The sequence below is a fragment of the Kitasatospora sp. NPDC040550 genome, assembly GCF_055594965.1.
On the sequence record NZ_JBVIWC010000001.1, the window covers coordinates 478,917 to 501,364 of the forward strand.

The 22,448-nt window shown below is 74.8% G+C and carries 21 protein-coding genes; 14 read left to right on the top strand and 7 right to left on the bottom strand.

What is annotated here, in order from left to right:
• The first annotated feature begins 43 nt into the window (after positions 1-43).
• The 6 genes from ACZ58X_RS02145 to ACZ58X_RS02170 all read left to right on the top strand — a co-directional run bounded on the left by ACZ58X_RS02145 (position 44) and on the right by ACZ58X_RS02170 (position 7,204).
• Complete coding sequence (locus ACZ58X_RS02145; RefSeq protein ID WP_470331740.1) at positions 44-1,090, top strand: SAM-dependent methyltransferase; 1,047 nt, start codon at positions 44-46, stop codon at positions 1,088-1,090.
• Complete coding sequence (locus tag ACZ58X_RS02150) at positions 1,090-2,121, top strand: pyridoxal phosphate-dependent aminotransferase (protein ID WP_470331741.1); 1,032 nt, start codon at positions 1,090-1,092, stop codon at positions 2,119-2,121. Before ACZ58X_RS02145 ends, ACZ58X_RS02150 begins: the two co-directional genes overlap by 1 nt.
• Positions 2,122-2,168: 47 nt before the next feature.
• Positions 2,169-3,458, top strand: coding sequence for an MFS transporter (locus tag ACZ58X_RS02155; protein WP_470331742.1), 1,290 nt, complete (start codon positions 2,169-2,171; stop codon positions 3,456-3,458).
• 139 nt (positions 3,459-3,597) lie between these two features.
• Positions 3,598-4,761, top strand: a complete 1,164-nt coding sequence (hppD, locus tag ACZ58X_RS02160; RefSeq protein ID WP_470331743.1) for a 4-hydroxyphenylpyruvate dioxygenase — start codon at positions 3,598-3,600, stop codon at positions 4,759-4,761.
• Positions 4,758-5,909, top strand: coding sequence for an alpha-hydroxy acid oxidase (locus ACZ58X_RS02165; RefSeq protein ID WP_470331744.1), 1,152 nt, complete (start codon positions 4,758-4,760; stop codon positions 5,907-5,909). Before hppD ends, ACZ58X_RS02165 begins: the two co-directional genes overlap by 4 nt.
• Before the next feature lie 65 nt (positions 5,910-5,974).
• The gene (locus tag ACZ58X_RS02170) at positions 5,975-7,204 is read left to right on the top strand and encodes an aminotransferase-like domain-containing protein (RefSeq protein WP_470331880.1); all 1,230 of its coding nucleotides are present in this window, start codon (positions 5,975-5,977) and stop codon (positions 7,202-7,204) included.
• 50 nt (positions 7,205-7,254) lie between these two features.
• Here ACZ58X_RS02170 and ACZ58X_RS02175 read toward each other — a convergent pair whose 3' ends face one another.
• Together ACZ58X_RS02175 and ACZ58X_RS02180 are read right to left on the bottom strand one after the other, a co-directional pair.
• A complete protein-coding gene (locus tag ACZ58X_RS02175) occupies positions 7,255-8,106 on the bottom strand; it encodes a PhzF family phenazine biosynthesis protein (RefSeq protein WP_470331745.1) in 852 nt (283 codons plus the stop codon).
• Positions 8,107-8,171: 65 nt separating this feature from the next.
• Positions 8,172-9,266 carry a DUF5937 family protein gene (locus ACZ58X_RS02180; protein ID WP_470331746.1) on the bottom strand — a complete coding sequence of 365 codons (1,095 nt, stop codon included), beginning with the start codon at positions 9,264-9,266 and terminating at the stop codon, positions 8,172-8,174.
• A 99-nt stretch (positions 9,267-9,365) separates the two neighbouring features.
• On the opposite strand from ACZ58X_RS02180, the gene ACZ58X_RS02185 reads away from it, so the two are divergent.
• Both ACZ58X_RS02185 and ACZ58X_RS02190 read left to right on the top strand, forming a co-directional pair.
• Positions 9,366-10,646, top strand: a complete 1,281-nt coding sequence (locus ACZ58X_RS02185; protein ID WP_470331747.1) for an MFS transporter — start codon at positions 9,366-9,368, stop codon at positions 10,644-10,646.
• A gap of 31 nt (positions 10,647-10,677) precedes the next feature.
• Positions 10,678-11,247, top strand: a complete 570-nt coding sequence (locus ACZ58X_RS02190) for a hypothetical protein (protein ID WP_470331748.1) — start codon at positions 10,678-10,680, stop codon at positions 11,245-11,247.
• Positions 11,248-11,362: 115 nt separating this feature from the next.
• Here the strand turns inward: ACZ58X_RS02190 and ACZ58X_RS02195 are convergent, their stop codons facing one another.
• The gene (locus tag ACZ58X_RS02195; RefSeq protein WP_470331749.1) at positions 11,363-14,134 is read right to left on the bottom strand and encodes a SpaA isopeptide-forming pilin-related protein; all 2,772 of its coding nucleotides are present in this window, start codon (positions 14,132-14,134) and stop codon (positions 11,363-11,365) included.
• 279 nt (positions 14,135-14,413) lie between these two features.
• Here ACZ58X_RS02195 and ACZ58X_RS02200 point away from each other — a divergent pair, with 279 nt between their 5' ends.
• From ACZ58X_RS02200 to ACZ58X_RS02210, 3 genes are all read left to right on the top strand, one after another.
• Entirely contained in the window at positions 14,414-15,217 is an 804-nt protein-coding gene (locus tag ACZ58X_RS02200; protein WP_470331750.1) for an MBL fold metallo-hydrolase, read from the top strand.
• Between the two features lie 7 nt (positions 15,218-15,224).
• Positions 15,225-15,656, top strand: coding sequence for a nuclear transport factor 2 family protein (locus ACZ58X_RS02205; protein WP_470331751.1), 432 nt, complete (start codon positions 15,225-15,227; stop codon positions 15,654-15,656).
• 118 nt (positions 15,657-15,774) lie between these two features.
• Positions 15,775-17,007, top strand: coding sequence for an NAD(P)/FAD-dependent oxidoreductase (locus ACZ58X_RS02210; RefSeq protein WP_470331752.1), 1,233 nt, complete (start codon positions 15,775-15,777; stop codon positions 17,005-17,007).
• Here the strand turns inward: ACZ58X_RS02210 and ACZ58X_RS02215 are convergent.
• Together ACZ58X_RS02215 and ACZ58X_RS02220 are read right to left on the bottom strand one after the other, a co-directional pair.
• Positions 17,004-18,188 carry an SPFH domain-containing protein gene (locus ACZ58X_RS02215; RefSeq protein WP_470331753.1) on the bottom strand — a complete coding sequence of 395 codons (1,185 nt, stop codon included), beginning with the start codon at positions 18,186-18,188 and terminating at the stop codon, positions 17,004-17,006. The genes ACZ58X_RS02210 and ACZ58X_RS02215 overlap by 4 nt on opposite strands.
• Positions 18,189-18,243: 55 nt before the next feature.
• On the bottom strand, positions 18,244-18,480 hold the full coding sequence (locus ACZ58X_RS02220; RefSeq protein WP_470331754.1) for a hypothetical protein: 237 nt from the start codon (positions 18,478-18,480) through the stop codon (positions 18,244-18,246).
• Positions 18,481-18,751: 271 nt separating this feature from the next.
• On the opposite strand from ACZ58X_RS02220, the gene ACZ58X_RS02225 reads away from it, so the two are divergent.
• The gene (locus ACZ58X_RS02225; RefSeq protein WP_375891690.1) at positions 18,752-19,168 is read left to right on the top strand and encodes a DUF3592 domain-containing protein; all 417 of its coding nucleotides are present in this window, start codon (positions 18,752-18,754) and stop codon (positions 19,166-19,168) included.
• Positions 19,169-19,217: 49 nt separating this feature from the next.
• On the opposite strand, the gene ACZ58X_RS02230 is transcribed toward ACZ58X_RS02225, so the two are convergent.
• Both ACZ58X_RS02230 and ACZ58X_RS02235 read right to left on the bottom strand, forming a co-directional pair.
• The gene (locus tag ACZ58X_RS02230; RefSeq protein ID WP_470331755.1) at positions 19,218-19,898 is read right to left on the bottom strand and encodes a GOLPH3/VPS74 family protein; all 681 of its coding nucleotides are present in this window, start codon (positions 19,896-19,898) and stop codon (positions 19,218-19,220) included.
• Positions 19,899-19,952: 54 nt separating this feature from the next.
• Positions 19,953-20,522 (bottom strand): hypothetical protein, encoded by a 570-nt coding sequence (locus tag ACZ58X_RS02235; RefSeq protein ID WP_470331756.1) that lies wholly within the window; start codon positions 20,520-20,522, stop codon positions 19,953-19,955.
• A 162-nt stretch (positions 20,523-20,684) separates the two neighbouring features.
• Between ACZ58X_RS02235 and ACZ58X_RS02240 the strand changes: the two genes are divergently transcribed.
• On the top strand, positions 20,685-21,290 hold the full coding sequence (locus tag ACZ58X_RS02240; RefSeq protein ID WP_470331757.1) for a hypothetical protein: 606 nt from the start codon (positions 20,685-20,687) through the stop codon (positions 21,288-21,290).
• A 138-nt stretch (positions 21,291-21,428) separates the two neighbouring features.
• Complete coding sequence (locus tag ACZ58X_RS02245) at positions 21,429-22,418, top strand: S1C family serine protease (protein ID WP_470331758.1); 990 nt, start codon at positions 21,429-21,431, stop codon at positions 22,416-22,418.
• Positions 22,419-22,448: the final 30 nt, after the last annotated feature.

Genomic DNA, 22,448 nt, shown 5'->3' on the forward strand with positions numbered 1-22,448 from the left:
CAAGCGGCCGCGACCCGGCCCACCACGAGGAATGGACACACCGATGCAGACTGCCGTCATCCCCGACACCTGGCGCGGCGTCACCCCGGCGCCGATCTCGTCGACCGACGCCTACAACGGCTTCATCGCCGCCAACGTGATCTTCGCGCTGGACCGGATCGGCGTGCTGGAGCAGATCGGCCGCGGCGAGGCGCTGTCCGCCGCCGCAGCGGCCGCCCAGCGCGGCGACACCGCCCGCACCGAGGCCGTGCTGCGCGCCGCCGCCGACTACGGCTACCTCAAGGCCGACGGCGCCGGCTACCTGCCCACCGAGGCGGGCATCGAGATCGCCGCCGCCCGCGGCTACTTCACCTGGGCGGTCGGCGGCTACCACGACGTGTTCGGCCGCGCCGGGCACCTGAGCACCGGCTCGCACCACTACAACGCGGACGTCTTCCGCGACGAGGCGATGGTCGCCCTCGGCTCCGCCCAGTGCGACCAGTCGATGTTCGCCGCGCAGCTCACCGACGTCCTCTCCGGCATCGACTTCCGCACCATCGCCGACCTGGGCAGCGGCACCTCCGCCCGGGTCCGCCGGGTGGTCTCCCAGCGCGAGGGCAGCCGCGGCCTGGGCATCGACATCAGCCGCCCGGCCACCGACATCGCCCGCGCCGACATCGCCGCCGCCGGGATGCAGGACCGGGTCACCGCCGTCCGGGCCGACGTGCTGGGCCTGCTCGGCACCCAGATCGACAACGACGCCGAGGCCGCCGAGGTGGCCGAGGTCGACACCGTGATGAGCTTCTTCCTGCTGCACGACCTGCTCGCCGACCCGAGCACCCGCTCCTCGATCTTCACCCGGATGCGCGAGGCCTTCCCCAAGGCCCGCACCTTCGTGCTCGGCGACACCATGCTGCGCGGCCCGGGCGAATCCCAGAGCGCGATGCCGGTCTTCTCGGTCGGCTTCGAACTGGCCCACGCGATGATGGGCGTGCCGCTGCACACCAAGGAGACCTACGAGCAGCTGTTCACCGACGCCGGGCTGCGGATCGACCGGGTCGAGGCGCTGGCCACCCCGCACAGCTGGCTCTACGTCCTCCAGGCCGACTGATGGCCGCCGCCTCCGGGGCCAGACACCTGCTGGCCCAGAACGAGCACCCGTACCCGCCGCTGCCGTCCGTGCTGACCGCCCTGGCGGGGGCGGTCGGCGACCTGAACCGCTACCCGGACTTCCGCCCGGAGCGCTTCGCCGGGATCATCGCCGACTGGCAGGGCGTCCCCGCCGCGCAGGTCGTGGTGGGCCACGGCTCGGCCGGCGTCGCGCTGGACCTCTTCCACTCCGTCGTCCGCCCCGGCGACAACGTGGTGCACTCCGACCCCTGCTTCGACGCGTACCCGCTGTTCTGCGCGATCGCCGGCGCCGAGGCCCGGTCCGTCCCGCTCGGCCCGGACGCCCGGCACGACCTGGCCGCGATCGCCGGACGGGTCGACGACCGGACCCGGATCATCGTGCTCTGCAACCCGCACAACCCGACCGGCACGGTCTACTCCTGGGCGGAACTGACCGACTTCTTCCGCCGGGTGCCGGCCACCGCGCTGATCCTGCTGGACGAGGCCTACGTCGACTTCGCCCGGGGCTGGGCCGCCCCGGCGGTGCCGGACCGGATCGCCGAGTGGCCCAACCTGGTGGTGCTGCGCACCCTCTCCAAGTCGCACGGCCTGGCCGCGCTGCGGATCGGCTACGCGGTCGCCGAGGAGTCGGTGGCCCGGCGGGTGCGCGCCGTCCAGGTGCCGTACGCGGTGAACCGGCTCCAGGAGGCGGGCCTGCTGGCCGCCGTCGCCGCCCAGGACGAGGTGGACCGGCGGATCGCCGAGATCGCCGCCGAGCGCGACCGGCTGCGGGCCGAACTGCTCGCCCTGGGCCGGTCGGTGCCGCCGAGCCTGACCAACTTCCTCTGGGTGACGGCGCCTTCGCCCGAGGAGCAGCTCCCGGTCAAGGCCGAGCTGGAGCGGCTCGGGGTGGCCGTCCGGTTCTACCCGGACCAGGGCATCCGGATCGCCGTCGGCGAGAAGGACGCCAACGACGCCGTGCTGGAGGGCTTCACCCGCGCCCACCGGGCCGCCGCCGCGCCGCCCCGCTAGACCCGCACCATCCATCGCAAACGCAGCAGTCAAGGACAGGACAGGACATGCACCCACTTCTGGCGCGGCCGGAGTTCCGGCTCTACATCGCGGGACAGACGCTGTCCGTCCTCGGGGACAGCGCGCTCTTCATCGCCCTCGGCATCTGGGCCAAGGTCCTGACGGGGAGCAGCTCGGCGGCCGGTCTGGTCATGTTCTGCTACGCCGTCCCGATGCTGCTGCTGCCGCTCGGCGGCCTGGTCGCCGACCGGGTCCGCCGACGGCCGCTGCTGGTCACGGTCAACCTCGGGCTGGCGGTGGCGGTCTCGCCGCTGCTGCTGGTCGACGGCCGCGGCCACCTGTGGATCATCTACGGCACCGCGGTGCTCTACGGGCTGGCCGGGGCCGTCCTCACCCCGGCCCAGAGCGCGATGCTGCGCACGATCCTGACGGAGCGTCAGGACTTTGGCGCGGCCGTCGGGTTCACCCAGACCATGCGGGCGGGCACCACCCTGGTCGCCCCGCTGGTCGGCTCCGGCCTGTACGGGTGGCTCGGCGGCCGGGCCGTCGCCCTGGTCGACATCGGCATCCTGCTCGCGGCCGCGCTCGCCTTCCTGGCGCTGCGGGTGCCCGAGTCCACGCCGGAGCCGTCCGGGCGGCACTGGCGCACCGAGGTGCTGGCGGGCTTCCAGCACCTGCGCTCCACCGCCTCGCTGCTGCCGCTGCTGATCGCGACCACCGCCACCGCGACCGTGCTCAGCTTCCTCCAGCCGGTGCTGTTCTCGCTCATCCAGCACGGGCTGAACCGCTCGCCGCAGTTCCTGGGCGTGCTGGAGACGGTGGAGGCGGTCGGGGCGCTCGCCGGCTCGGTGCTGGGCGGCATCCTGATCGGCAAGCTCGGCCCCCGGAAGACGGTCATGCTCGGCTCGGCCACCTTCGGGGTCGGCGCCCTGCTGCTGCTGGCGCCCTCGGTCTGGGTGGTGTCGGCCGGTCTGCTGATCGCCGGGGCCGGCATGCCGGCCGGGGTGGTCGGCCTGGCCACCGCCGCCCAGTCGCTGACCCCGCCGCAGCTGATGGGCCGCACCCAGGCGGCCGTCAACCTCTCCCTCACCGCCCCGCAGGCGATCGCCATCGGCGTCGGCGCCGGTCTGGTGGCCGCGCTGGACTTCCGCACGGTGCTGGTCGCCATGGTGATCGGCGCGCTGCTGTCCGGCCTGTACCTGCTGGGCAAGCCCGACGCGGTGATCGAGGACGAGGAGGACGAGGAGGAGCCGGCGGAGCAGCCCGCCGGGGAGCTCACCCCGGCCGCGGTCCCGGCCGAGGACGCCGAGCCTGCCCCGCGCCTCCAGTCCACCTGACCGTCCCGCACCACCCGTCCCCGCACCACCCGTCCCCGCACCACGCCCCTCGCCACCGGCCCACCCCGGCGGCGGCCCTGCCGCACCGCACCGCCGCCGGGGTGGGCCTCCGTGCACTCCTCACGAGAGAGCCCCTCAGATGCCCGACCGTTCCTCTCCCGAGCTCCCCACCGACCTCACCGACCCTACTGACCCCACCGACCTCACCGCCGGTGCCGCGACCGATGCCGGGTCGCCGCTCGAACTCGCCCTGGACCACGTCGAGTTCTATGTCACCGACCTCGCCGCCGAGGTCGCCCGGCTGACCGCGGAGTACGGCTTCGACCTGCTCGTCCCGCCCACCGAGCGCGGCGGGAGCGCCGAGCGCTGCGTCTCCGCCCTGCTCGGCCAGGCCGCGATCCGGCTGCTGCTCACCCAGCCGCTGGCCGCCGGCCACCCGGCCACCGGGTACCTGGCCCGGCACGAGGACGGCGTGGCCGCGCTGGCCCTGCGGGTCCCGGACGCCACCGCCGCCTACCGCGCGCTGACCGGGCGGGGCGCCGACGGGCTGCGCCCGCCGCAGGCCGCGGACGGCTGCGTCACCGCCGTGGTCGGTGCCTTCGGCGACGTGGTGCACACCCTGATCGAGCGGGGCCCGGACGTCCCCGCCGGCCGGATACCCGGCCTGCCCGACGCGGCCCCCGTGACCGGTGCCGCGGAGGTCGGCCTGCGCTCCGTCGACCACTTCGCGGTCTGCGTCCCCTCCGGCGACCTGCGCGCGACCGTCCGGCACTACCAGGAGGTCTTCGGCTTCCGGATGGTCTTCGAGGAGCGGATCGAGGTCGGCGCCCTCGGCATGGACTCGATGGTCGTGCAGAGCCCCGACCACAGCGTCACCCTCACCCTGATCGAGCCGCTCACCCCGGACGCCGGCGGCCAGATCGCCTCCTTCCTGGCCGACCACGGCGGCGCCGGGGTCCAGCACGTGGCCTTCTCCTCCGAGGACGCCGTCCACTCCGTCTCCACCATGGCCGCCCGCGGCGTGCCCTTCCTGCGCACCCCGGGCGCCTACTTCGACGCCCTGCCCGCCCGGCTGACCCCGCTGCGGCACTCCTTCGACCAGCTGCGCGAGCTGAACCTGCTGGTCGACCAGGACCACGACGGCCAGCTGTTCCAGATCTTCACCCGCTCCCAGCACCCGCGCGGCACCTTCTTCTTCGAGGTGATCGAGCGCATCCGGGCCCGCAACTTCGGCAGCAACAACATCCGCGCCCTCTACGAGGCCGTCGAACTCCAGCGCAACGCCAGCGAAGTCGCCCGATGACCGCGCCGGTCCCGACCCCGCCGGGCGCGGGCACCGCCGCGCCACGGCAGCCGCTGTCCGTCGCCGAGTACGAGCAGGCGGCCCGGGCCGCGCTGAGCCCCCAGGTCTGGGACTGGCTGGCCGGCGGCGCGGAGCAGGAGCGCACCCTGGCCGCCAACCGGGCGGCCTTCGACCGGCAGGCCGTGGTGCCCCGGGTGCTCGCCGACGTCTCCGCCTGCGACACCTCCGCGACCCTGGTGACCAGCCGGTCCGCCCTGCCGGTGGCGGTGGCCCCGATCGCCTACCACCGGCTGTTCCACCCCGAGGGCGAACTCGCCTCGGCCCGGGCGGCCGCCGCTGCGGGGGTGCCGTTCACCGTCGGCACGCTCAGCAGCGTCGGCTTCGAGGAGCTGGCCGCGACCGGGGCCACGCTCTGGTTCCAGCTGTACTGGCTGCGCGACCGCGCCCGGCTGCTCGACCTGGTCGCGGCGGCCGAGGCGGCAGGCAGCGAGTGCCTGGTCGTCACCGCCGACGTGCCGTACATGGGCCGCCGACTGCGCGACGCCCGCAACGCCTTCGCCCTGCCCGGGGACGTCCGCGCGGCGCTGCTGGAGGGCGGCGCCGCCGGGCGGGCGCACCGGGCCACCGCCGAGGTGTCGGCGGTGGCCGCGCACACCGCCGAGCTGCTCTCCCCCGCCGTCACCTGGGCGGACCTCGGCTGGCTGCGCGAGCACACCCGGCTGCCGCTGGTGGTCAAGGGGGTGCTCGACCCGGCGGACGCCCTGCGGGCCGCCGAGCTGGGCGCCGCGGCCGTGGTGGTCTCCAACCACGGCGGCCGCCAACTCGACCGGGCGGTGGCCTCGTTGACGGCCCTGCCGGCCGTCGCCGAGGCGCTGGCCGGGCGGGCCTGCCAGGTCCTGCTGGACAGCGGGGTGCGCGGCGGCGCGGACGTGCTCACCGCGCTGGCCCTCGGGGCGTCCGGGGTGCTGCTCGGCCGCCCGGCGATCTGGGGCCTGGCAGCCGCCGGTGAACCGGGCTGCGCCCGGGTGCTGGAGCTGCTGGCCGCCGAACTGCGGCACGCCCTCGGGCTGGCCGGCTGCGCCGACCTGACCGCCGCCACCACCCTGCGCACCACCCCCCTGCCCTGCCCCGCCTGGAGCGCCCCGTGACCGTCACCGCCCCGCCGCACGAGCTGCGGCTGACCGACCTGCACCCCTCCCTCGCCGACCCGGCGATGACCTCGATGAACCTGCTCAACGAGATCTCCATCCGCTACCCGGAGGCGGTCTCCTTCGCGGCCGGCCGCCCCGCCGAGCAGTTCTTCGACCTGGACGCCGTCCACCGGCACCTGGACCGCTACACCGCGCACCTGCGCACCGAGCGCGGGCTCTCCGAGGAGGCGGCCCGGCGCCAGGTGCTCCAGTACGGGCGGACCAAGGGGATCATCCACGAGCTGATCGCCGCACACCTCGCGGTGGACGAGGGCATCGAGGTGCCCGCCGAGTCGATCGTGGTGACGGTCGGCTGCCAGGAGGCGATGTTCCTGGTGCTGCGGGCGCTGCGCCGCGGCCCCGAGGACGTGGTGCTGGCCGTCTCGCCCACCTACGTCGGACTGACCGGCGCCGCCCTGCTGGCGGACCTGCCGGTACGGCCGGTGGCCGACGGCCCGGACGGGCTCGACCTCGCCGACCTGCGCCGGCAGCTGGCCGCCGCCCGGGCCGAGGGGCTGCGGCCCCGGGCGCTCTACCTGGTCCCGGACGTCGCCAACCCGAGCGGCGCCAGCCTGCCGCTGGAACTGCGCCGGGAGCTGCTGGAGCTGGCCGCCGCGGAGGACTTTCTGGTCCTGGAGGACAACCCGTACTGCGTGTTCGCGGGCGAGGAGCGGCTGCCCTCGCTCAAGGCGCTGGACACCTCGCGGCGGGTGGTCCACCTCGGGTCCTTCGCCAAGACGGCCCTCCCGGGCGCCCGGGTCGGCTACGTGGTGGCGGACCAGCTGGTGGCGGACGGCGCGGGCGGCACCGGCCTGCTGGCCGACCTGCTCGGCATGATCAAGAGCATGACCACGGTGAACACCTCGCCGATCGCCCAGGCCGTGATCGGCGGCGCCCTGCTCGAACACGGCCACAGCCTGCGGGCCGCCAACACCGAGGTCGCCGCGCTCTACCGGCGCAACCTCGCCCTGGTGCTGGCGGGCCTGGCCCGGCGCTTCCCGCCGGGCGGCGGGGTGACCTGGAACGAGCCGCGCGGCGGCTTCTTCCTGGTGCTCACGGTGCCGTGCGTGGTGGACGACGCCCTGCTGGAGCTCTCCGCCTCGCGGTACGGGGTGATCTGGACGCCGATGTCCCACTTCTATCCCGGCGCGGGCGGGGAGCGTCAACTGCGGCTCTCCGTCAGCCAGGTGGACCCGGCGACCGTCGACCGGGGCCTGGACGGGCTGGCCGCCCTGCTCGCCGCCCGGTCCTGACCCGGGAAAGCGGGGGCGCCGGTCCGGGACCGGCGCCCCTCCCCCGTCCGCTACGGGATCGCCACCGCCGTGCCGGAGACCCGCACCCGGGTGTCCTCCGCCCGCAGTTCGACCCGCAGCACGCCCGGGCGGCCGAGGTCCGCGCCCTGGTGCAGCGTCAGCACGACCGGGGCGGTCACCGCGCCCAGCTCGCGCAGGTACGCGCCGAAGGCGGCCGCGGCCGCGCCGGTGGCCGGGTCCTCGACCACGCCGCCGACCGGGAACGGGTCGCGGACGTGGAAGACCTCGGGGGCCTCGCGCCAGACCAGCTGCAGGGTGACCAGGTCGCGGGCGTTCATGAACGCGGCCAGCCCGTCGAAGTCGTAGTCCAGCCGGGCCAGTCGGGAGCGGGTGCCGGCGGCCAGCACCAGGTGCCGGGCGCCCGCGTAGCCGATCCGCGGCGGCAGCGCCGGGTCCAGGTCGGCGGCCGACCAGCCGAGCAGCGCGAGCGCCTCCTCGACGTCCGCCGCCGGCACCTCCTCGACCTTCGGCTCGACGCTGGTGAGCGTCGCCCGCAGGCCGTCCTCGCCGGGCTCGACCTCGACCGGGACGTCCCCGGCCGCGGTGCTGAACATGTACCGCCCCGGGCCGGACCGCCCGGCGACCGCGACGGCGGCGGCCACCGTCGCGTGCCCGCAGAACGGCACCTCCAGCAGCGGGCTGAAATACCGCACGTGGTAAGCGCCCTGCTCACTGCCCGGAGTCAGGAAGGCGGTCTCGGAGTACCCGACCTCGGCGGCGACGGCGAGCATCCGCTCGGCGGTCAGTCCGGTGGCGTCGAGCACCACGCCGGCGGGGTTGCCGCCCTCGGGCCGGTTCGAGAAGGCGGCGTAGCGGAGGATCTCAGGAGCGTCGTCGGTCATGACCGGACGAACGTGTTCCGACTGCCCGCTGTTCCCGCCCTTCCCCCCGTTCTGGTACGTCCCGCTCACCGCAGCACCGCCTCCAGCAGGTCCGAGCCGAGCCGGGCGCTGCCGGACAGGTCCAGCTGGTAGAGCATGTACCGCCCGCGCCGCTCGGTGACCAGCAGCCCGGCCTTGCGCAGCACCGCCAGGTGGCGGGACACCTCGGGGGCGCTCAGCTGCCAGGCCGCGGCGAGTTCGCCGGTGGTGTGCGGGCCGCGGGCGATGGTGCGGGCCAGCCGCAGCCGGATCGGGTGGGCGAGCGCCTCCAGCCGCTGCTGGACGAGCGCGAGCGAGACCGGCTCGGGCAGCCCGGCCTCGGCGACGGGGTACTGCAGGACCGGCCGCCAGCCCCGGGCGTGCACCGCCAGCAGGTGGGGGCGGCCGAAGGCGGTGGGGATGAAGGTGACCCCGTTGCCGTCGGTGCCGCTGGTGCCGGAGTCCTGGAGCTTGTCGATGACGATCCGCCGCCGGCCGCCGCTCTCGTCCAGGCCGACGGACGGCGAGAGCGCGCCGATCGCCTCGGCCAGGCCCCGGCGGGCGAGCAGGTCGGCCTTGTGCCGGGCATCGGCGGCCAGCCCCGGCAGGACCCGCTGCCAGGCGTCGGCAAAGAACGCCGACTCGCAGTCCTCCAGCATCCGGCGCACCAGCGCCCGGACGGCGGGCGGGTCGGCGAGCAGCCGGTCCGCGAAGGCCGCCTGCCGGGGGCCGCGGGCGAGGGCCAGCTCGCGGGCGCGCTCGTTGGCCGCCGGGTCGGTGAGCGGGGAGGCCGTCCGCCGGTTGAGCCGGGAGGAGCCGCAGGTGGTGATCAGGGCGGCGGTCACGTACAGCTCGTCGTCGACCCGGTCGACGGCGTCGAGCTCCTCGGCGAGGGTGGCGGCGGGCTGACCGGGCACCAGGAAGTCGGCCCGCGAGGACCGCCAGAGGAAGTCCGCCTCCAGCAGCCGTTCGGACAGCTCCGGCGGGATCGCCGTCGTGGTGGAGGCCGCCCAGCCCTGCAACGCCGGATGGTGCGCGGGCTCGGCGAGCACGTGCAGCATGGCGTTCAGCTCGGCCAGCGGCGAGGGCGCGAAGAGCAGCCGCTCCTCGGGCAGGCCCGTGATGTCGATGGTCACACTCACGTTCCAGATCCTGCCACCACCCCCGCCCCCTCCCCCGCCGATTGACGCCAACCGTCAATCCACGCGACACGCGGCGCCACCTGGGCGGACCGTACGGCCATGAGCCTGATCCAGGAGAAGTCCGGCCACGACGACGCCGTCCGCACCCTCGAACCGCCCGCCCCGCCGACCGGCACCGGCCGGGGCGGCCCGTCCGCGCTGCTGGGCCTGCTGACCGCCGCAGCCGGCCCCCGGTACGCGGCGGCGCTCGCCGTCGACGCGGTGGGCGGCGGCCTGCTGCGCCCGTTCCTGCTGCTGTACGGCATCGGGGTGCTGCACCTGCACGCCGGGGCGGTCGGCCTGGCCCTGTCGGCCGGGATGGTCGCCGGGCTGGTGATGGTGCCGCTGACCGGCCGTTGGATCGACACCGGCGCCCGCACCCTGCCCGCGGCCGTCACCCTGGTGCTGCGGGCGGCGGGCGCGCTGGTCCTGCTCACCGCGGACGGGCTGCCGCTGTTCACCGCGGCGGCGGTGCTGTTCGGCATCGGCAGCCAGTCCTGGCCGGCCACCCACACCGCCGTGGTGAGCACCCTGACCGAGGGCCGGCTGCGGGACGCGGCGCTGGCCGCCGGGCGCTCGGTGCGCAACGCGGGCATGGGCGCGGGCGCCCTCCTGGCGACGGTCGCGGTGGCCGGCGGGACGGACGTCATCCGGGTGCTGGCCGGGCTGACCTGCATGACCTGCCTGCTGGCCGCCGCACTGGTGGCCTCGCTGCGGATCCGGGCACCGCAGACGGTGGTGGAGCGGGCCGGGGAGGCCGGGGACGGCGGCGAACCGCTGCGCCGGATCACCCTGTTGAGCCTGGCCAACCTGCCGTACGCGTTCTGCTTCGACGTGCTGGAGGTGGCGCTGCCCGCGCTGCTGGTGCTCCAGCTGCACGCCTCCGCGGCCTGGTCCTCGGGCGTGTTCGTGGGCAACACCGTGCTGGTGATCGCGCTGCAACTGGCGCTGGTGCTGCGGTTGGCGAAGCGCTCCCGGCAGTCGGTGCTGGCGGCCTCGGGGGCGGCGCTGAGCCTGTCGTACCTGGGTTTCTGGGCGGCCGGGTCGCTGGGCGGGGTCCCGGGCACGGTGGGCATCGTGCTGGTGTCCGTGCTGTACACGCTCGGCGAGATCCTCTACACCGGCTCCGGTACGGCCCTGGTGACGGCGACCGCGCCGCCGCACCTGCTGGGGCGGGCGGTGGCCCGCTGGGAGCTGTCGATGGGGGTCGGCCGGGCGGCGGCCCCGGTCGTACTGACGGCACTCCTGGCCGCCGGGCCGGGCCTGCTGTGGGGCGGGCTCGCGCTGACCACAGCGGTCGGGGCACTGGCGGTGCTGCGGCTGGCCCGTACCGAGGAGTAGGGCCCCGCCCGCCGGTGGAATGATCGTCCGCATGGCCCTGACCCCCTTCCAGCAGCAGCTCCGCGACCGGATCCTGGCCGCCGAGGTGATCCCCCCGCCGGCGCCGTGGCGGCCGGTCGGCCGGGGGATCGTCCCGGTCGGCGGACTGCTCGGCATCGGCTTCGCCGTCCACCCCGGCACCGGGCACGACCTGGTGCTGACCGTCTCCAGCAGCGGGCACGGCCTGTTCGACGCCGTGACGGGCGAGAAGCTGGAGCGCGAGTACGACCCGGAGGAGGACCCGGACGGCCCGGACCTCTCCTGCCCCGGCCTCGGCCCGGTCGCCGGCCTGCGGATCCCGGTGGCCGGCCTGTGGGGCGGCGGCCTGCACAGCGGGACGGACGACGGCTGGTCCGTCGACGTCCCGGCGCCCGAGTGGCCGCACCACCGCGTCCTGCTGGTCGGCGGCACGGAGCCCGCACGCGGCGGGGAGCACCGGGAGACCTGGTGGCACGTCTTCCACTCCTCCTGGTCGACCTTCCGCGCCGCGGGCTTCTCCCCCACCGGCCGCACCCTGGCCGTGGCCACCAGCAGCGACCTCACCCTCTGGACCAGGCACTGACGTCCGGGCACTGACGTCCCGGCACTGACGTCCCGGCACGCCGGTGGCCGGAGGTGCCGCCGTGGGCTCCTCCGGCCACTTCGTCAGTTCAGGCGCTCACGCGCGGGACGGTCCGTCAGGCGCGCCCCCCGTGCAGGCCGGGCACCGGGATGCGGTCGGCGTTCGTCCCCCACGGGTGGTCCGGCGGGTCGCACGGATCCGGCGGGCACGGCTCCGGCGGGCAGGGCTCCGGCGGACACTTCTTGCTGTCCGCGACCGTGATCTCCACGCACGGGCAGTCCTTGGTCAGTTCGACCGTGGACACCGCGTCCTGCGGCAGCTCGTACCCGGGGGGAGCGACGACCTCCTGCCAGTAGTACGTCCCCAGCGGGAGGTTGTCCGCCGAGCACACGCCGTTGACGTCGGTCGCGCACAGCGGGCCGACCGCCGTGTCCGGGTCGGCCCCGGTGGTCTGCAGGCCGGGCACGCCGTTGCTCTCCCGCCACAACTGGAAGACGGCTCCGGCCAACGGCCTGCCCGTCTCGGCGTCCACCTTGGTGACGGTGGTCTTCCCGGTCTGCGTGGCCGTCTTGGCGTCCTTGACGGTGACCGGGACGGTCTGCCCGTCGGTGTCCAGCACCACCGTCGTCACCGGCTGCCGCGGCAGGTCGTACCCGGCCGGCGCGGCCGTCTCCTGCCAGTAGTACGTGCCCAGCGGCAGCCCGTCGGCCGAACAGACGCCCGAGGCCGGGGTGGTGCAGGGCGAGCCGACCGCCGTATCCGGATTGGCACCCGTGGTCTGCAGCCCGGGCACACCGTTGGTCTCCCGCCACAACTGGAAGGCGGCACCCGCCAACGGCTGTCCGGTCGCGGAGTCCACCTTCGTCACCGAGGTGGCACCGGTCGGAGCGACGGTCCGGGTGTCCTGGACGGTGACCGGGACGGTCTGCCCGTCGGTGTCCAGCAGCACGGTCGTCACGTTCAGGTCGGGCAGCTCGTAGCCGTTCGGCGCGGAGACCTCCTGCCAGTAGTAGGTGCCCAGCGGCAGGCCGTGTGCCGAGCAGACGCCGTCCGCCCCCGTGGTGCAGGGCGAGCCGACCGCCGTATCCGGATTGGCACCCGTGGTCTGCAGCCCGGCGACGCCGTTGGTCTCCCGCCACAGCTGGAAGACCGCACCCGCCAGGGGCTGCCCGGTGGCGGAGTCGGCCTTGGTGACGGTCGTGGAGGCGGTCGGGGCCGCCGTCCTGGTGTCGGCCACCGTCACCCCGACGTTCTGCCCGTTGGTGTCGAGCACGACCTCGGTCACATTGAGCTGCGGCAGGTCGTACCCGGGCGGGGCGGCCGTCTCCTGCCAGTAGTACGTCCCCAGCGGCAGGGCCGTCGCCGAGCAGACGCCCGAGGCGGGCGTGGTGCAGGGCGAGCCGACCGCCGTGTCCGGATTGGCCCCGGTGGTCTGCAGCCCGGCGACGCCGTTGGTCTCCCGCCACAGCTGGAAGGTGGCGCCCGCGAGCGGCTGGGAGGTCGCCGAGTCGACCTTGGTCACACTGGTCGACGCGGTCTCCACCACCGGTGACTTGGTGTCGGCGACGGTGACCGGGACGGTCTGCCCGTTGGTGTCCAGCACCACCGTCGTCACCGGCTGCTGCGGCAGGTCGTACCCGGGCGGGGCCGCCGTCTCCTGCCAGTAGTACGTGCCCAGCGGCAGGTCACCGACGGAGCAGACGCCGTCCGCCCCGGTGGTGCAGGGGGCGCCGACCTTGGTGTCCGGGGTGGTGCCCGAGGTCTGCAGCCCGGCGACGCCGTTGGTCTCCCGCCACAACTGGAAGGTGGCGCCCGCGAGCGGCTGGGAGGTCGCCGAGTCGACCTTGGTCACACTGGTCGACGCGGTCGGGACCGGCGGGTTGCCGCAGTCGGGCAGGTCGCCGTTGAACGGGTAGGCGTGGAACTCGGTGCCGGTCATGCCCGAACCGGAGTTGTGCAGCAGCGAACCGGTGGTGAAGAAGCGCCCGTTCAGGCCGGGCAGGTTCATCGTGCTGGTGCTGGCCGGGTTGCCGACCAGCACACTGCCCTGGAACTGCCCGGAGCCCGTGAGGGTGACGGTGCTCGCGGTCGGGAAGTTCCACAGCAGACGGGGGCGCAGTTGGTTCCACGGGTCGTTGTCGTCGAAGGTGCCGCTGTAGGTGTTGATGGTGCGGGCACCGCCGACCAGGTTGACCAGCACCGTCGCGTTCGCGGGGATCCCGGCGAACGCGACGCCCTGGGTGGAGCCGCCGTTGCCGACCAGGTCGAAGTCGACGTTGAAGACCTGGAGCGCGGAGCTGCCGTCGCCGGTGAACAGGGTCTGGTAGCCCTGGTTGACGGCCGTCCCGGTGGCCGGGCGGGGTGTGCCGACCCCGGCGTAGCACTCGCTCGCCGACTGCAGTCGGCCGCGCAGCGGCGCGTAGGCGGCGACGGCCTGGGCGTCCTGGATCGTCGTCCCGGTGATGGTGCCGGAGGCGGTGCCCGCGTAGCGGACCACGCCGCCGTCCGCCAGCAGCCGCTGGCCCGGGGCGACCGTGACGCTGCCACCGGCGGTGAGGAAGTCCGCGCCGTCGGGCGGGGGCACCCGCGAGCCGACGCCGACGATGCCGATGTTGTACCCAGAGCTGGCGCCGGCGGCCTTGTTCTGGTTGAAGTTGCCGAGGGTCACCACGTGGCCCTCGGCCTCGGCGGCCGAGCCGCCGACGTTGAAGTCACCGCCGACGAAGATGTTGATCCCGGCATCGCGGCCCGCGAAGGAGCCGTTGTTGACCGGGGGGAACGTCGCCGGGCAGTCCGCGCCCAGGCAGGGCCCGAGCCCGCCCGGAAGGCCGGCCGCCGAGGCCTGCGTGGGGGCGGCGAGTGAGATGGCGAAGGGTACGAGCGTCAAGGCCAGGGCGGAACTCATCGCCTTGCCTAGTCGGCGTCGCCAGCCGACGGGTGGTGCCGCCGGTCTCTGACTGGGCTTCACCTCGGTCCTTTCATGACGTGAACACGATGGGGCCCTGGAAGTCTGCTGGGGCGGGGACCGGGCGACGGGCGACGCGCACGGGGTGTCGCCCGAGCACCGCCCTTAGAGCACCCGATCAGCTGCCCCGGCAGGCGCGGACCGGTCCCGGCACGGATGCTGGCGACGAGGCGTGCCCGGCCCGAGGAAGGACCCAGAAGCATGAGCGCTCTCGACTTCGAGATCATCGACGCCCCCGACAGCTCGCTCAACAAGACCGCCGTCCTGGTCACCGGACCGAACGACGCCCTGCTGGTGGACGCCGGGTTCACCCGCTCCGACGGGCGCCGGCTGGTCGAGCGGGTGCGCGCCAGCGGCAAGCGGCTGACCACAGTCTTCGTCAGCCACGGCGACCCGGACTTCTACTTCGGCGCCCAGGAGGTCCAGGAGGCCTTCCCCCACGCACGCTTCCTGGCCACCGCCTCGACCGTCCAGCACATCCAGGACACCTACGAGGACAAGCTGCGCGCCTGGGCGCACCTGGGCCCCGAGCTGCCGACCCGGCTGGTCCGGCCGGAGGTGCTGACCGGGGACGAGATCGTCTTCGAGGGCCACCGCTTCGAACTGCGCGGCGCCGACTTCCACCTCCCCGACCGGCACTACCTGTGGCAGCACCACCACCGCGCGGTGCTCGGCGGGGTGCTGCTGTTCGAGGGCCTGCACGTGTGGACGGCCGACACCCCGACCGCCGCCCAACGGGCCGCCTGGATCGACCTGTTGGACGGCATGGAGGCGCTCCGCCCGACCTGGCTGGCGGCCGGCCACCGGGTCGCCGACGCGCCCACCGACCTCAACGCCCTCGACCACACCCGCGCCTACCTGCGGGCCTTCGAGACCGAACTGGGCCGGGCCGCGGACGCCGCCGCCGCGAAGGAGGCACTGGAGCGACGCTTCCCGGACCTCGGGCTGCGGATCGCCGTCGACATCGGCACCAAGGTCGCCATGGGCGAGATGGCGTGGGGGTGAGCGCGCGGTGATCGAGATCCCCAGGGACGTCGCCGGGTTCGCCGAGTCCGCCGCCCCCGCCGACGTGGTGCGCCGCCAGTACCTGGCCTCCGCCCGGGGCGACCTGGCCGCGCTGCGCGGCACCCTCGCCGACGACGTCGAGTGGACCGAGATGGCCGGCTTCCCGCTGGCCGGCACCTACCGCACGCCGAAGGGCGTCACCGCCAACGTGATGGAGCGGCTGGCCGCCGAGTGGGACAACTGGACGGCGCACGACGACCTGTACGTGGTGGACGGCGAGAACGTGGTGGTCCTGGCCCGTTACACGGCCGTCCACAAGGGCACCGGACGGCCGCTCGCGGTACGGGTCGCCCACCACTTCGTGGTGCGCGGCGGCCGGATCGTCCGCTTCGAGCAGTTCACCGACACCGCGCTGGTCAGGGAGGCGATGACGCCGTAAGGCTCCCCGTTCACCCGAACGGGCGAGCGCGGCGCGGCGCGCCCGGCGCGGTCTCGACACACCACCCGTTCGGCGGCAGGCTGACCCCGGATCGTCAACGGAGAGCAAGGAGTCGGGCATGGCGGGCAGCGAACGGCCGATCGTGATCGTCGGAGCCTCCCTGGGCGGCGCCAAGGCGGCCGAGGCCCTGCGCGGGGCCGGGTACCGGGGCGGCATCGTGCTGATCGGCGAGGAGCACGAGCGCCCGTACGAGCGCCCGCCGCTGTCCAAGGGCTACCTGCTCGGCAAGGAGGCCCGGGACAAGCTCCACGTCCACCCGCCGCAGTGGTACGCCGAGCACGACGTCACGCTGCGGCTCGGCACCCCGGTCGTCGCGATCGACCCGGCCGCCCGCACGGTGACCCTCGCCGACGACGGTGAGATCGGCTACCACAAGCTGCTGTTGACCACCGGCTCGGTGCCGCGCCGGCTGCCGGTGCCCGGGGCGGACCAGGACGGCGTGCTCTACCTGCGCCGGGTCGAGGACAGCGACCGGATCAAGGCCGTGCTGCGGCCGGGCGCCCGGATCGCGGTGGTCGGCGCCGGCTGGATCGGCCTGGAGGTGGCGGCCGCGGCCCGCGCGGCGGGCGCCGAGGTCACCGTCCTGGAGTCGCTGGAGCTGCCGCTGCTGCGGGTGCTCGGCCGCGAGGTCGCCCAGGTCTTCGCCGACCTGCACCGCGACCACGGCGTGGACCTGCGCTTCGGCGTGCAGGTCGCCGAACTGACCGGCGCCGACGGCACGGTGAACGGCGTGCGGCTCGGCGACGGCACCGAACTGGCGGCCGACGCGGTGGTGGTCGGCATCGGCATCTCCCCCGCCACCGCGCTGGCCGAGGCCGCCGGCCTGGAGGTGGACAACGGCATCAAGACCGACCAGCACCTGCGCACCTCGGACCCGGACGTCTACGCGGCCGGGGACGTCGCCAACGCCTACCACCCGCTGTTCGACCGGCACCTGCGGGTCGAGCACTGGGCCAACGCCCTCAACCAGCCGCAGACCGCCGCCCGGGCCCTGCTGGGGCAGCCGGACGCCGTCTACGACCGGGTCCCGTACTTCTTCTCGGACCAGTACGACCTGGGCCTGGAGTACGTCGGCTACGTCGAACCCGACGGCTACGACCGGGTGGTGTTCCGGGGCGACCCGGCCACCCGGGAGTTCATCGCCTTCTGGCTGTCCGGGGGCCGGGTGCTCGCCGGGATGAACGTCAACGTGTGGGACGTCACCGACCCGATCCGCGAACTGGTGCGCTCGGGGCGGGCGGTGGACGTGGACCGGCTGACCGACCCGAACGTCCCGCTGGCCGAGGTCTAGGCGGCGGGCCGGCGGGGTGTGGGTTTGCCGTCGCCGGCCACGGCCGGCGAGTGTTGCAGGGAGTGCAGGATGGCGAGGCCCTGGCTGACGATGCCGGCCGCCATCTGGTTGACGCCGTCGCTGCCGTTGAGCACGGTGAGTTCGGCTCCGGACATGCCCCGGGCGGCCGCGTCGGCGAGGACCGGAAGGTTCTCCACGATCCGGTTGGCGGCGATGAGTTCCTGGTTCCCGCCGCGCAGGGAGTCGGCCCGGGCGGTGTTGGCGTCCGCCTGCGCCTGGGCGAGCGCCCGCTCACTGTAGGCGTTGCCGTCCGCCTCGAACTTCACCCGGTCGCGGGCGGCTTCGGCCAGCGTCCGCTGCCGGTACGCCTCCGCGTCCGCCGGGCGCCGCACCTCCGCCTCCAACTGCTGCGCCGCCAGCCCGGCCCGGCGCTGGGCGAGGGCGGTCTGCTCCTCGATCACGTCCTGGGAGGCCCGGGCCTCGGCGAGCGGGCCGGCCTGGGCGGCGCGGGCCCTGGACTGCTCCGTCTCGGCGAGGAAGCCGGCCCGCTTGATCGCGGTGTCGCGCTCGTACTCGGCTTTCAGGGCGGCCGCCTGCTGCTCCCGTTCGGTGGCCTCCTGGTCGGCCTTGGCCTGGGCGATCCGGGCCTGGCTGGCGACCGCCGCCACGTGCGGTGCGGCCAGGTTGTCGATGTAGCCGGTCGAGTCCTCGATCTCCTGGATCTGCAGTGCGTCGACCACGATGCCCAGCTTCTCCATCTCACCGTGGCTGCCCGCCATCACCTCCTGGGCGACCCTGCTGCGTTCCCGGATGATCTGCTCCACGGTCAGCCCGCCGATGATCGACCGCAGGTGGCCGGCGAAGATCCGGCCGACGAGCTCCTCCATCTGGTCCTGTTCCGAGAGGAAGCGGCGGGCGGCGTTGGCGATCGACACGGCGTCGTCGCCGACCTTGAAGACGCAGACCGCGCGCACGGTGAGCCGGATCCCCTGCTGGGTGACGCAGTCCTCGGCGATCTCCGCCTCCCGAAGGGCCAGGGAGAGCATCCGGACCTTCTGCTTGACCGGCAGGACCAGGCTGCCGTGCCCGGTGACGATGCGGAACTGGGTGTCCTGCGCCTGGTGCTTGGAACCGGATATCAGCATCGCCTCGTTGGGCGCGGGAACGTGCCAGAAGAACATGATCGACCACCTGACCTGTTGGGCCACCTGACCTGCTGGGGCCTGCGACGCGCGGCTAGGACGGCAGGAGCTCCACGATGACCGAGCGGGCCGAGAGCGCGTCCACCACGACCACCCGGACGTCCCGGCCGACCGGCTCCGAGCACCAGGCCGCGAACACCTCCGAACCGCCCCTCAGGGCCACCAGCACCTCGCCCGGACCGTCCAGCGGAATGGGCACCGTCACCTTGCCGACGGCCCCGACCGGGCTCTGCCGGGCGTCATCGGCCGGGGACGTACGCTCGTGCGCCATCGGCGCCTCCGGTCATCAGGTCCGCCGCACCCGGGCCGCGCACGGCCACCCGGCGGCCGAGCACCCTGAGGAGCCCGGGCCGCCGACCCTGTCACGCACCGGGAACACCTGCGGCATCCGCCGACAGCAGTGATGCCTCGACGCCTTCCACGGTACTCCGGCCGCAGGCCCGCAGCGGACTGACCGATCCTGAGCGTCAGGACCGCCCGCCCTCGGGGATACTGGGAGTTCGGGGAGTCTCGGGGCTGGCATTCGGGCTGGGAGGCGCGCGGTGGGCGGGACGGCCGGGTTCGCCGTGGTGGTGTTCGGGGCGTTGGGCGGTGTGGTCGCCTACCTCGCCGGAGTGGTCGGGCTGCGCGAACTGCGCCGGTTGCGCCGGGTCGGGGTGCCGGTCCCGGCGCTGGTGCGGTCCCGCGTCGCGACTCCCGAGGACCGGGCGCTGCCGCCGCGGCCGCTGCTCCAGTTCGAGACCGCGGACGGCCGGGTGGTCGAAGTGTTCTCGCCCGTCCCGTCCACCGCCCGCCACCCACTGCCCGACGGCGGCTACGTCCCGGTGCGTTACGACCCGGCGGACCCTCGTCAGGTGCTGGTGGACGGGCGGGAGCGGGTGCGGCTGGAGTACGGCTTCGTCGCCCTGGGGCTGCTGATGGTGCTGGCCTCGATCACCCTCGGTGCCGCCGTGCTGTGAACCCTCGCCGCCCGGCCGGGCCCGTCCGACGTGGACGGGCCCCCGGGCCTCAGACCGTCGCCGCGACGGTGGTCGCGGCCGTGGTGGCCGCGATCACGGCGGCCATGGTGGCCTGCATGGTCCGGATCGCCTCGCGGACGGAGTCGCCCGCCCGGTCGCCCGCGGCGATCTCGGCGCAGCGCGGCTCGACCTGCTTGCGCGGCAGGTCGGGGAAGGCCAGCCGGTGCAGCTTGGCCGAGTGCAGCAGGGCGATCAGGGCGGCGGTGCGCAGCTCCGGCTCGGCGCCGTCCAGGACGACGGCGGCCAGGCGCTCGCGCAGTGCGCGCTCCACGCTGCCGTCCGCCTCCGGGTAGAGCCGGACCGGGAAGATGCCGAGGACGCGGCGCCGCTCCTCGGTGACCAGGCCGCGGTCGCAGAGCCGCAGTTCGGTGTCCCGGAGCACGGTGGCGCGGTCCTTGGTGAGCCAGTCCGCGGCCTTGGCGCGGCCCGGGCGCTGCCCGGCGGCCCAGGTGTCGAGGCGTTCCAGCCGGCCGTCCAGCAGCGGGTCACCGGTCGGGGTGCGGTCGACCACGGTGAGCCGGCCGTCGGCCACCTCCGCGCGTCCGGCCAGCACCAGTTCGGCCAGCAGGCCGCCCGCGGCGGCCCAGGAGGTGTTCACGCTCTCCTTCGGTGCGCCGGTCCGGTCGTCCAACGAGAGCAGCACCAGCTCCTCGGCGAGGGTGACGTGCATCGGGGGTCCTTCCTCTCTCATCGCCCGTCGGCCCTCATCGGCGCGGAGCGGCTCTCATGATCGCAGGGCCTCGACCAGGCGCCGGGCCCGGGTGTCCTCCGCCAGCAGCACCCGCAGCAGCGGCTCGGCGCCGCCGTCCGCCGCGCGGCCCGACAGGTAGGCCTCGACCGAGCGCGGGTCGGCGGGCAGCGTCACCTGTCCGGCGTCGAGGGCGGCGTGCGCCCGGGCGTAGTCGAGGCCGAGCCCGGCGAGCAGCTCACCGGCGTTCGCCTCGGGCGCCAACTCCGGCTCCTGACGGGCCACTTCGTGGAGGGCGAGGAGGGCCAGCAGGACGTGCTCGGTGCCGGGCGTGCGGCGGCCGAGGCGCTCGGCCTGGGCGTCCGCCTCCCGCCGGATCCAGGCCGACCGGCCGGCCGGCCCCGGCGGCAGCAGCCGCTTCCAGCGCGGGGCGCGGTGGGCGCGGCGGGCGAGCAGCGCCTCACGGGTGGGGCGCAGCAGGGCGGCGGGGCCGCCCGGACCGGCGCCGCCCGGACCGTCGCCGCCCGGGCCGTCGGCACCGTCCGTTGCGGCGGCGCCGGCTCCGCCCTGCGCCTGCCGGTTCGACTCCAGCTCGGTCGTCTCCATCGGACCCCTCCCACGGATGCGGCTTTGCCTGAACGATACGCCTACTTTGCTCGCCCTTTACAATTTTCCACGCGTCAAGAAGGCGTCAGGATCGACCCGGGCGCGGAGCACTGCACCAGCGCACCGAAGGCGATCTTCCCCGCCCATGAGAAAGTCATTCCTGTGATCGTCATACCCAGGCCGGTGCACCGACGGACCGGGCGCCGCACCGCCGTCGCCGTAGTGGCCGCCGCCCTCACCCTGACCGCCTGCGGAACGCAGCGCGCCACACAGCCGGCGGCGGCCGCGCCGGCCGGCCCGACCAGCACGGACGTCCCGAACGCCACCCCGTACACGGAGCCCGGGGCCGGGGACGGCGCGCCGCACCACCGCGAGAACAACGGCTCCCGGATCGCGCGCGAGCTGTCCCCCGCCGCCGAGCAGGAGGCCCGCCGACAGGCCGGTCGCATCGAGCCCGTCCTCAAGGGGCTCTGGGAATCCGGCACCTGGGACCCGGCGAGCGTGCGCACCGCACTGCTCCGGCTCGGGTACCCGTCGGAGGACGCCAGGCCGAACAGCGCGCAGACCGTCGGCGCGCTCACCGTGTGGCCGGGCGAGCCGCGCTTCACGAGCGAGCGGGGCTACGTCACCCCCGAGGGCACCTCGATCAGCCTCCGGGTCCGCCCCGACGCCTGCGTCATCGGGTTCGTGCAGCCGACCAACTACCAGGTGCGGACGAGCGGCCCGTACCCCGAGACCGGCTGCTTCGAGCCGCCGTTCGCGCACTGAGGCCGACGGGCGGGTCGACGGGCGCACCAGCGGGCAGGCGGGCGGGCGCACCAACCGGTGGGCGGGCGGGCGGAAGGCCCGGCGGCGCCGCGTTGTTGCAACCGGGTGGACCCGGACCTCCGGAAGGGGTGAGCACCCATGGCCGACACCATCCCCGGCCCCGGCCCCGAGCGCGCGCCCGAGGCGGAGGGGCCGCTGGACGCCTACTCCCGGATCGTCACGTCCGTGGCCGCCGCCGTGACACCGCGGGTCGCCGCCCTGCACGTCCCCCGGCGCGGCCGGGACGGCTGGTTCAGCACCGCACTCGGCTCGGCTGTGGTCTTCACGGAGGACGGCTTCCTGCTCACCAACGCCCACGTCGTCGGCCACGCCGACGCCGGCACGCTGGCCTTCGCCGACGGCACCACCGCGCCCTTCCACACCATCGGCGCCGACCCGCTCTCCGACCTCGCGGTGCTGCGCGCCGACGGCCCGACCCCCTCGCCGGTGGCGCTCGGCGAGGCCACCGCACTGCGGGTCGGCCAGCTGGTCGTCGCCGTCGGGAACCCGCTCGGCCTGGCCGGGACGGTCACCGCGGGCGTGGTCAGCGCGCTCGGCCGCTCGCTGCCCGCCCGGGCCGGCAGCGCCGTGCGGATCATCGACGACGTGATCCAGACCGACGCCGCGCTCAACCCCGGCAACTCCGGCGGCGCGCTCACCACCGCCGACGGCGAGGTGGTCGGCATCACCACGGCGGTGGCCGGGAACGGGCTGGGCCTGGCGGTGCCGATCAACGCCACCAGCCGGCGGATCATCGCCGCCCTGCTCGCCGACGGCCGGATCCGCCGCGCCTACCTCGGCCTGGCCGGGGTCCCGGCCCCGCTGCCGCCCGCCCTGCGCGAGCGCACCGGCCAGCGCACCGGCCTGCGGATCGTCGAGGTGGTCCCCGGCTCCCCGGCGGCCCGCTCCGGCCTGCGTGAGGGGGACCTGCTGCTCACCGCCGCCTCCGAACCGGTGGGCAGCGCCCAGGCGCTCCAGCGGCTGATGCTCGCGGACGCCATCGGCCGCCCGCTCCCGCTCACCGCCCTGCGCGGCGGGGCCCTGGTCGACGTGATCGCCGTCCCGGCCGAACTCCCCGCCGAGGACTGACCGTCCGGGCGCCGTCACGGTCAGGGCGGG

Coding starts and splice junctions, on each gene's coding strand:
- ACZ58X_RS02145 (WP_470331740.1), top strand. CDS start 44: ATGCAGACTGCCGTCATCCCCGACACCTGGCGCGGCGTCACCCCGGCG.
- ACZ58X_RS02150 (WP_470331741.1), top strand. CDS start 1,090: ATGGCCGCCGCCTCCGGGGCCAGACACCTGCTGGCCCAGAACGAGCAC.
- ACZ58X_RS02155 (WP_470331742.1), top strand. CDS start 2,169: ATGCACCCACTTCTGGCGCGGCCGGAGTTCCGGCTCTACATCGCGGGA.
- hppD (WP_470331743.1), top strand. CDS start 3,598: ATGCCCGACCGTTCCTCTCCCGAGCTCCCCACCGACCTCACCGACCCT.
- ACZ58X_RS02165 (WP_470331744.1), top strand. CDS start 4,758: ATGACCGCGCCGGTCCCGACCCCGCCGGGCGCGGGCACCGCCGCGCCA.
- ACZ58X_RS02170 (WP_470331880.1), top strand. CDS start 5,975: ATGACCTCGATGAACCTGCTCAACGAGATCTCCATCCGCTACCCGGAG.
- ACZ58X_RS02175 (WP_470331745.1), bottom strand. CDS start 8,106: ATGACCGACGACGCTCCTGAGATCCTCCGCTACGCCGCCTTCTCGAAC.
- ACZ58X_RS02185 (WP_470331747.1), top strand. CDS start 9,366: ATGAGCCTGATCCAGGAGAAGTCCGGCCACGACGACGCCGTCCGCACC.
- ACZ58X_RS02190 (WP_470331748.1), top strand. CDS start 10,678: ATGGCCCTGACCCCCTTCCAGCAGCAGCTCCGCGACCGGATCCTGGCC.
- ACZ58X_RS02200 (WP_470331750.1), top strand. CDS start 14,414: ATGAGCGCTCTCGACTTCGAGATCATCGACGCCCCCGACAGCTCGCTC.
- ACZ58X_RS02210 (WP_470331752.1), top strand. CDS start 15,775: ATGGCGGGCAGCGAACGGCCGATCGTGATCGTCGGAGCCTCCCTGGGC.
- ACZ58X_RS02215 (WP_470331753.1), bottom strand. CDS start 18,188: ATGTTCTTCTGGCACGTTCCCGCGCCCAACGAGGCGATGCTGATATCC.
- ACZ58X_RS02220 (WP_470331754.1), bottom strand. CDS start 18,480: ATGGCGCACGAGCGTACGTCCCCGGCCGATGACGCCCGGCAGAGCCCG.
- ACZ58X_RS02230 (WP_470331755.1), bottom strand. CDS start 19,898: ATGCACGTCACCCTCGCCGAGGAGCTGGTGCTGCTCTCGTTGGACGAC.
- ACZ58X_RS02235 (WP_470331756.1), bottom strand. CDS start 20,522: ATGGAGACGACCGAGCTGGAGTCGAACCGGCAGGCGCAGGGCGGAGCC.
- ACZ58X_RS02245 (WP_470331758.1), top strand. CDS start 21,429: ATGGCCGACACCATCCCCGGCCCCGGCCCCGAGCGCGCGCCCGAGGCG.